Source organism: Mesorhizobium sp. ORS 3428, assembly GCF_001854785.1.
Lineage (GTDB): Bacteria > Pseudomonadota > Alphaproteobacteria > Rhizobiales > Rhizobiaceae > Mesorhizobium.
This window is the reverse complement of sequence record NZ_MDFL01000124.1, coordinates 67,440-74,347: the sequence shown is the minus strand read 5'-3', so window position 1 is coordinate 74,347 and position 6,908 is coordinate 67,440. Positions and strand designations below refer to the sequence as shown.

Below are 6,908 nucleotides of genomic sequence, written 5' to 3'. Positions count from 1 at the left end.
GCAGGCTTTAACTGCTCAAGGCCTATGAATACGCGTCATCTCAGAACCACGCGACTCTCCCGCGAAGCGGGTTCGTGCATGAGGCGCAAAGTTGCCGTTCGAGAGGCCGGGAGCGAGGCTGAATTTAGTACACCAACATATGCCCTGCGCTTCGGCGGACTTCCTCGCTACCCTTCCGATTCTGTCGCACTCCCGCATTGCGGTGCGCGAGGTCTGGAGGGTCAGATTGATCGCGAAGCCTACCAGAGATTTTTTGCGACCGGATTCAATAAAACCCGAAGGGGTTCGAGTCCACATTTTGGGCAATCTCGGAAAAACGTAATAATTTCAATAGTTTAATTGAATATTCTGGTAGGCCCGGAGGGCGACCTCGCACCGTTGATTTTATTGACTTTTTCGTGGGCGCAAATCGAGAGCTCTCCCGTACCTTTCCGCATGGTTCCGTAGCCTATCTAGCTGGATCCACCGCTTCTCGACCATCCTGCCGGTGTCTCGCAGGTGGCGCTATGCCATCCCGGCAGCTGTCATGTGCCTAGCGGCAACAGCTTCCGCCGCCTGTCTGGCGATTGCGATCGCCGCCTCGATCAGCTCGGGCGCCGACAGCTTCGCGCGCGCATCGATCGCGATACGATCGCTCACACCCTTTGGCGCGACGCCCAGTGGTTTGCACTTGACCGGGCGCCCGGCATGCAGCCGTCCCAATAGGTGGCGTCCGGCGAGGGGATGGCGGGATTTACGCATTTCTTGCGCAGCGCTACGTCGGAGATGCCGAACTCGGGCGCCACCTTGGATACCGCGCGTTCCCGGATCATGTCGCCGGGTGAGAACATGCCGCATCGGCGAACCTCCTGCTGGAATTCTTGAGGTTGCGCGGTTCACCGCCGTGGCTAGGCCGCGCAAGCCGATCGATGCCGCACTGCTTCAATCACTGACGGCGGCCATGCCGCCCCAATCCCAGAGCGCCGCCGATCTCGTGCGGTCGATGCGGGATGGCGATCGCTACTGATGCTGTATCTCGATACGTCGCTGATCGTCGCGGCACTCTCCAACGAAGCGACGACGCCGCTTGTTCAGGCTTGGCTCGTGGAACAGGACCCGGCGCAGTTCCTGATCAGCGATTGGACCATCACCCAGATGTCTTCCGCCATGGCGATCAAGCTGCGGACCGGACAGATCAGCCTGAAACAGCGCGCAGCGGCGCTCGCCATGTTCAACAAGCTCGTTACCGAGAGCTTCACTGTGCTGAGCGTGACAGGGGGGCAGTTTCGGGCGGCAGCGAGATTTGCCGATCAACATGCCTTTGGGCTTCGTGCGGGCGACGCACTGCATCTCGCTATCGCATCGGAGAACGGGGCTACAGTGCATACGCTCGACCAGCGGCTGGCCGAGGCCGGGCCAGCGCTCGGCGTGCCGGCGCAGATGCTGGTATGATTCGAGCCTCCTCCATCTTGGCTGGCCCGCTCGGAAGCCTCTATGGCCAGTGACTAGTCCGACGAGCAGAATGAGGCAATCGTCGCGGATTATTTCGCGAAGCCGAACAGGGCTGTACAAAATTCGTGGCCTTCGTCCTGGGCTTTGAAAGACAGCGTAGCGACATCAAGTTTTTGGCGAAGGTGGTGCCAAGGACTTCGGTCCGCCCGAGTTGGCGGCCGGCAAAAGCATGATGCCTCAGCGCGGGTACGCCTTTAAGCTGACTCCTAGCCCAATGCCCGAGGTGCTAATGTAAAATTGGCAGAATTGGAAATTGCAATCCTTGGAACTCCTCGAGGGAGTTATCATTATGACGACCGGAACCGCAGAGCGTTCGAAAAACAGGTCCGAGGTTCTCGTCTCGGAAGCTCAGGCGCGCCGCGACTTTCTCAAGAAGGCAGGGCGGTTTGCGGCGGTGACGCCGCCAGCCATTACGCTTCTGCTCGGCACAAGCTTGAACTCCAGCGCGATCGCCAAGTCGGGCGGATGGCCGGGCAATGGCTGGGGAGACAAGAACCACATTCATGTCGGCCCTCCCGGCCGGAAATAATGCTTTGAGCATTTAACGCCGGCGACGCTGGAAGATGTTGCAGCAAATGACGGCCGGACGAAATGGTCGATGCCGTAATCCTTCGCGGCTCAAAAGGTTTGCCAGCAACTTGGCGATAAATGTTCTGCTTCTCGAGGAAGGCTGCGCAATTAGGTGCTGACGGCAATTCTTGMGACATCCAATCCTCATCGTATCGCGCAGAGTACGCTTTGTATTGGATGGCGGTCTGTCCAGTTGGAGAGATCAGAGACCGATGCTCACGCGCATCGGTCCAAACACACGACCGTCGGCGCGGCGGTTTGGTGAACACGCTTAGGTCTTCTCCCAAAAATCCTTGAACGTGGCGTGACGGAGCGTCCTTTCGCCCTTCAGAAACTTAATCAAGCCTACCAAACCGGGCTTCAGCCATTCGGCTTTTTCTTTCGCCAAGCCCTTTGGCGTCGGCGCGCCTGATTTAAGCAGCACGCTGTCCCAAAGCTGCTGCCGCTTGTCAGCTTCGAAGGTGACGAAGACACCGCCCATATAGCGACCCTGGTCTGCCACTAGGACCGTCGACGGCTTCCCTATCTCGCGCTTCACGCYGATGATGTCCATCTCCTTTTCAGCGTAGCACTCCACCTTGCGCCAGTTCATGGTTGGGCCGCTGCGATAGACGCTGTCCAGTCGCTTCGAGACGATACCTTCAAAACCCGCTTGGCACGCCAGATGGTAGACGGCATGACCAGTGCCTTGCAGCGCCTCGCTGAATTGAATATGGCCGCCTGCCGGGATGAGCGCTCGCAGGATTTGTCGTCTATCTCTCAACACCATATCGCGGAGATCATGGCCGTTGAGATGTAGGAGGTCGAATGCGACCAGATTGAGATCCTGTGGGCGTCTCGATATGGCCGAGCGGACGGCGYGGAAATCGGAAAGCCGTGGCTCGTTGTCGACGATTACCTCCCCTTCGATGATGTAGCTTCGCGCATTGATCGACTTCGCCTCTTCCGCCAGAGGCCAAAATTTGGTGCTCCAGTCGTGGCCGTTTTTGGTGAAGAACCGGATGCTCGTGAGATACTTAATCACCTGCGTGCGATAACCGTTGAATTTGAATTCATGGCTCCACTCGGCCCCTTTTGGAGGCTTCTCAACCAGCTCCGGTTCCATCGGGCGCACAAATAGCAACGCCAGACCACTGACGGGCGTACTCATTGGAACTCTCACACAGCTCGAATTGGATTCAACATCGCACAGCTGCAAGCGTTCCGTTAGCATATGCTAAAAAAAGACGGAACATTGGTGYCGGCCGTCAGTTGAGCTGCATCCGCGCTTTTATTCGTGACTTAAAACATACCGCCATCGGGTTTGCGTCAACCAGCGTTGCATCGGCCAAATGTGGGCTGAAGCTGAGGCAGAGATAGTTATGACCAATATCGATAATRAGCTTTCGCCTGAGCCTCCAAAGGCAGCCTTTCAGCGGCTGTTGCGGGTACTTGGACCTGGCTTTATCACCGGTGCCTCAGATGATGATCCTTCGGGTATCGGAACGTACAGCCAAGCCGGCGCCCAGTTGGGYTTCAGCATCGGCTGGACGATGGTGTTGACCCTTCCTCTAATGGCAGCGATCCAGGAAATCGCTGCCAGGATTGGGCGCACAACCGGGAACGGTATTTCGGGCAACTTGACCCGGCATTATCCCGGTTTCCTTCTGTACTTTGTCGTCGCGCTACTCTTCACCGCCAATACCGTGAATATCGGAGCGGACCTCAGCGCAATGGCCGAATCAGCGAAATTATTGGTGGGAGGGCCAGGCCAAGTTTACGTCATCGCCTTTGCTCTGATCTGTGTCTCGGCGATGATATTCCTCGACTACGCCCGCTATGTCATGGCCTTAAAATGGACGACGCTAAGCTTGTTCACCTATGTCATCGCGATATTCGCGGCGGATGTTTCCTGGGCGGACGCAGCCAAGGGACTTGTTGTGCCGCAGCTAGAGTGGAGCAACGCGTTTTTCACGACTCTGCTTGCTATCTTCGGCACGACCATCTCTCCGTATCTGTTTTTCTGGCAGGCTTCGCAGGAGGTGGACGAAGAGGGAAGCAATCCGTCAGCCAAGCCGCTGAAGTGGGCGCCGTGGCAAGCGTCCCATGCGTTAGAGYGCATTCGAGCCGATACATTAGTCGGGATGGCGTTCTCCAACGTGATCGGTATCGCCATCATCATAACCACAGCCGCTACGCTCCACAGGTCAGGTGTCACAGATATCAATTCATCGACTGACGCGGCAAAGGCCCTGGAACCTATAGCCGGACGCCTTGCCTACGTCGTCTTTTCGCTTGGCATCATTGGAACAGGATTGCTTGCGGTGCCCGTTTTGGCGGGATCCGCTGCGTTCGYGGTCGGTGAGGCATTTCGTTGGCCGGTCGGATTGGACCGAAAGCCCAAGGAAGCGGTAGCTTTTTACGCGACATTAGGGACTGCAGCGGCGCTCGGCACTGGAGCAATGTTCACTCCGCTCGATCCAATCAAGGCGCTCTATTGGAGTGCTGTTATTAACGGCATTTGYGCGGCGCCGGTAATGGTTCTGATGATGCTGATGACGCATCGGGCGGACGTTATGGGAGATTTCCCCGTGCAGGGTTGGTTACGCTCGCTTGGTTGGCTATCGACCATTGTCATGTCGTTTTGCGCCCTCGGTTTGGCGATCGAATGGATTCTTAACATCGGCTAGTTCGGCAGGACCATCCGGATTGGGCGTCGGATTTTCGCGCGTGTCTCTGGGCGGTTTTTCCTTTGGGCTGAGGTTTTGACGATTTTCGCTTGCGGGTTTTTCCCGTTTCGCTGATTTCGGCATCCTAGATATTTCCTTTCCTAGCTAACTTCGTTCTCTAGACTGGAGCCGAACAAGCACGTTCTCAGAGCGTCGACGCCTGAGCGAGAAAGCCTTCATTGCGGGCGTACACTTGGAACTCCCACCGAAGCACYGCGTTCCAAAAAACTATCGTGATTACGGCTAAGCAGTCCCGGACAAAAGCATTTCGCGGATGACTAYGGCTCTTACGCCTGACGGCTGATCCCCTTGGAGGCGTGGAAATAGGCAGCTTCGTGGGCGCTCACGGCGAAATCGATCACATCATATTCCGGGCAAAGGAGGAAAAGATGCCCAGCAGAAAAACCGTCGAAAAGGCACGAGAGGATAAGAAGGAAGGAAAGTCACCGAACACGCAGGCAGGCGAGTTCGTTCATGAGGAAATCGACAAGGTTCGCAAAGGCAAGCACGGCGCGCGCTCCACCAAGCAAGCAATCGCAATCGGCCTTTCCGAGGCCCGCCGCGCCGGGGTCGACCTACCGCCGCCGAAAAAAGGCAAGGTCAAGGAGAGCACGCGCAAGAGCGCCAAATACGCCCAGGAGGTAGGCCAGGGTGAACGTAAGCCAAAGCGTCGCCCGAAGGTCTCGAAAGCGGTTTCAGATGTTCTCAAGGATGAACCGAAAAGCAGCGCCTCACACAAGGCGCTCTCAAAGCAGGCCAAGGGAGCAGCGTCCAGTCGCACCGCCGAACAACGCTCGGCCGCGGCGAAGAAAGCAGCACAGACAAAGGGCGCGGYCGGTCGATCGGCAGCGGCTCGGAAGGCAGCAAAAACGCGCGCACGTCGCAGCCAGTCGACGCACGCCGGTTAACAGCCTATGGGCCGACCAGCGCCAACCCGAACAGGGCGATCAGTAGACCGGCGGCGACGGTGAGGCGTCGCAAGGTGCCTCCCAGATGCGTGGACAGAAGACCGGCTGTGGCCGACTTGGCGACGGTGATCGCAGGATTCAAAGCGACGTTAAGCCGCCGAGGTCGAGAAAGGACGAGCCGACCGTCACTGCCGCYAGCGCAAGCAAGCTGATACGGCCGAGGGCGAGTTTTCGAAAATTCGCTCATCGGTTGATCAGATACAGACRTCAACCGCCGTGCTTTGCGTTCTCCCAAGCAATAAGCAGAACGCTGAGGAAGACGAAGGCAAAGCCAATGAGGTGGATGGGCCCGAAATGGCTCGTTGAGCGGCAGATGGGACAATATCAGCGCCGATGCCGGCATCACACCCATGAAACCGGCTGCGAGCGCGCCTTCTGCCTTGCTGACACCCGAGTACCAGAACCAGCTTCCGAGAGCCAGCGTGCCCGCGCCATACCACAGGAGCGCGAGCCAAGCTGCCGCAGGGACGTGTGCCGGCTGAAACTCATGCCACTGCCAAATCGCAAACGGAACGAAGACCGGCACGGCGATTGCCGCGGCCAGAAACGCGACAAGCACCGGATCAATCGTCTCGGACGCCTTCTTACCGACGAGCGTATACACTGCCTCACAGCAGACCGCGCCGAAGACCAATGCAGAGCCGAGAAGAAGCCTTCCAGCGTTATCGCTTCCACCGCCTTGGCCTAGCTGCAGAATCAGCACGCCGCCGACCGCGAGCACCACCGCGGCGATCTTACGCACAAGTCGGCTTTTCCTTGAGAAGAACTATCGATGCCGCCGATGTCACGGCGGGCGTGGTGCTCATGACCGTGGCCCCAACGGCGCCGGCGACCATCCCGATGCCGGAGAGCATTAGCACTGAAAAGCCGAACATGCCGAACAGGGCTATCACCGTCACAACAAACCAATCGCGCCGGGAGAGCTTGGCGACGTCGTGCCAACCCCGCGCGATGAACGGAAATAGAACCAGCACACCAATCGCCATGCGGAGCATCGAGCCGACGAAGACGGGCATGGCAGAGGTAATGATCTTGCTGATCGGTGTCGCTGAACCGAAGAGAGCCATCCCGGTCACGAGCTTGGCGTTGGTTGTCCAGTTATTGTCCGTGGCCTCGCCGCCGTCCCGCATGGTTCAGTGAATGCGCTGATCGATCCTGATCAGCCGAGCGC

At 57.9% G+C, this 6,908-nt stretch carries 7 protein-coding genes and 2 pseudogenes; 5 read left to right on the top strand and 4 right to left on the bottom strand.

Features of this window, described 5'->3' with window-relative positions; all coding sequences use genetic code 11:
• Positions 1-635: 635 nt before the first annotated feature.
• Positions 636-830, bottom strand: coding sequence for a hypothetical protein (locus ORS3428_RS33090; RefSeq protein WP_131802920.1), 195 nt, complete (start codon positions 828-830; stop codon positions 636-638).
• 35 nt (positions 831-865) lie between these two features.
• On the opposite strand from ORS3428_RS33090, the pseudogene ORS3428_RS34015 reads away from it, so the two are divergent.
• The 3 genes and pseudogenes from ORS3428_RS34015 to ORS3428_RS18575 form a co-directional block, all read left to right on the top strand.
• A pseudogene (locus ORS3428_RS34015) lies at positions 866-1,006 on the top strand (type II toxin-antitoxin system prevent-host-death family antitoxin); the annotation flags it as partial.
• Positions 1,006-1,431 carry a type II toxin-antitoxin system VapC family toxin gene (locus ORS3428_RS18580; protein ID WP_071099750.1) on the top strand — a complete coding sequence of 142 codons (426 nt, stop codon included), beginning with the start codon at positions 1,006-1,008 and terminating at the stop codon, positions 1,429-1,431. The pseudogene ORS3428_RS34015 and the gene ORS3428_RS18580, both read left to right, overlap by 1 nt.
• A gap of 349 nt (positions 1,432-1,780) precedes the next feature.
• Positions 1,781-2,011, top strand: a pseudogene (locus ORS3428_RS18575) (hypothetical protein); the annotation flags it as partial.
• 321 nt (positions 2,012-2,332) lie between these two features.
• Here the strand turns inward: ORS3428_RS18575 and ORS3428_RS18570 are convergent.
• Positions 2,333-3,211 carry an ATP-dependent DNA ligase gene (locus ORS3428_RS18570; RefSeq protein WP_338011941.1) on the bottom strand — a complete coding sequence of 293 codons (879 nt, stop codon included), beginning with the start codon at positions 3,209-3,211 and terminating at the stop codon, positions 2,333-2,335.
• A 211-nt stretch (positions 3,212-3,422) separates the two neighbouring features.
• On the opposite strand from ORS3428_RS18570, the gene ORS3428_RS18565 reads away from it, so the two are divergent.
• Positions 3,423-4,730: an NRAMP family divalent metal transporter gene (locus ORS3428_RS18565; protein ID WP_071099763.1), complete on the top strand. Its 1,308-nt coding sequence runs from the start codon at positions 3,423-3,425 to the stop codon at positions 4,728-4,730.
• A 428-nt stretch (positions 4,731-5,158) separates the two neighbouring features.
• Positions 5,159-5,677 carry a DUF6496 domain-containing protein gene (locus ORS3428_RS18560; RefSeq protein WP_071099762.1) on the top strand — a complete coding sequence of 173 codons (519 nt, stop codon included), beginning with the start codon at positions 5,159-5,161 and terminating at the stop codon, positions 5,675-5,677.
• A gap of 4 nt (positions 5,678-5,681) precedes the next feature.
• On the opposite strand, the gene ORS3428_RS18555 is transcribed toward ORS3428_RS18560, so the two are convergent.
• Together ORS3428_RS18555 and ORS3428_RS18550 are read right to left on the bottom strand one after the other, a co-directional pair.
• A complete protein-coding gene (locus ORS3428_RS18555; RefSeq protein ID WP_071099748.1) occupies positions 5,682-6,479 on the bottom strand; it encodes a DMT family transporter in 798 nt (265 codons plus the stop codon).
• Positions 6,472-6,867, bottom strand: a complete 396-nt coding sequence (locus ORS3428_RS18550) for a DMT family transporter (RefSeq protein WP_071099747.1) — start codon at positions 6,865-6,867, stop codon at positions 6,472-6,474. Before ORS3428_RS18550 ends, ORS3428_RS18555 begins: the two co-directional genes overlap by 8 nt.
• Positions 6,868-6,908 lie beyond the last annotated feature (41 nt).

Bases quoted from the DNA above. Each gene is read 5' to 3' on its own strand.
- ORS3428_RS33090 (WP_131802920.1), bottom strand. From the start codon at position 830: ATGTTCTCACCCGGCGACATGATCCGGGAACGCGCGGTATCCAAGGTG.
- ORS3428_RS18580 (WP_071099750.1), top strand. From the start codon at position 1,006: ATGCTGTATCTCGATACGTCGCTGATCGTCGCGGCACTCTCCAACGAA.
- ORS3428_RS18550 (WP_071099747.1), bottom strand. From the start codon at position 6,867: ATGCGGGACGGCGGCGAGGCCACGGACAATAACTGGACAACCAACGCC.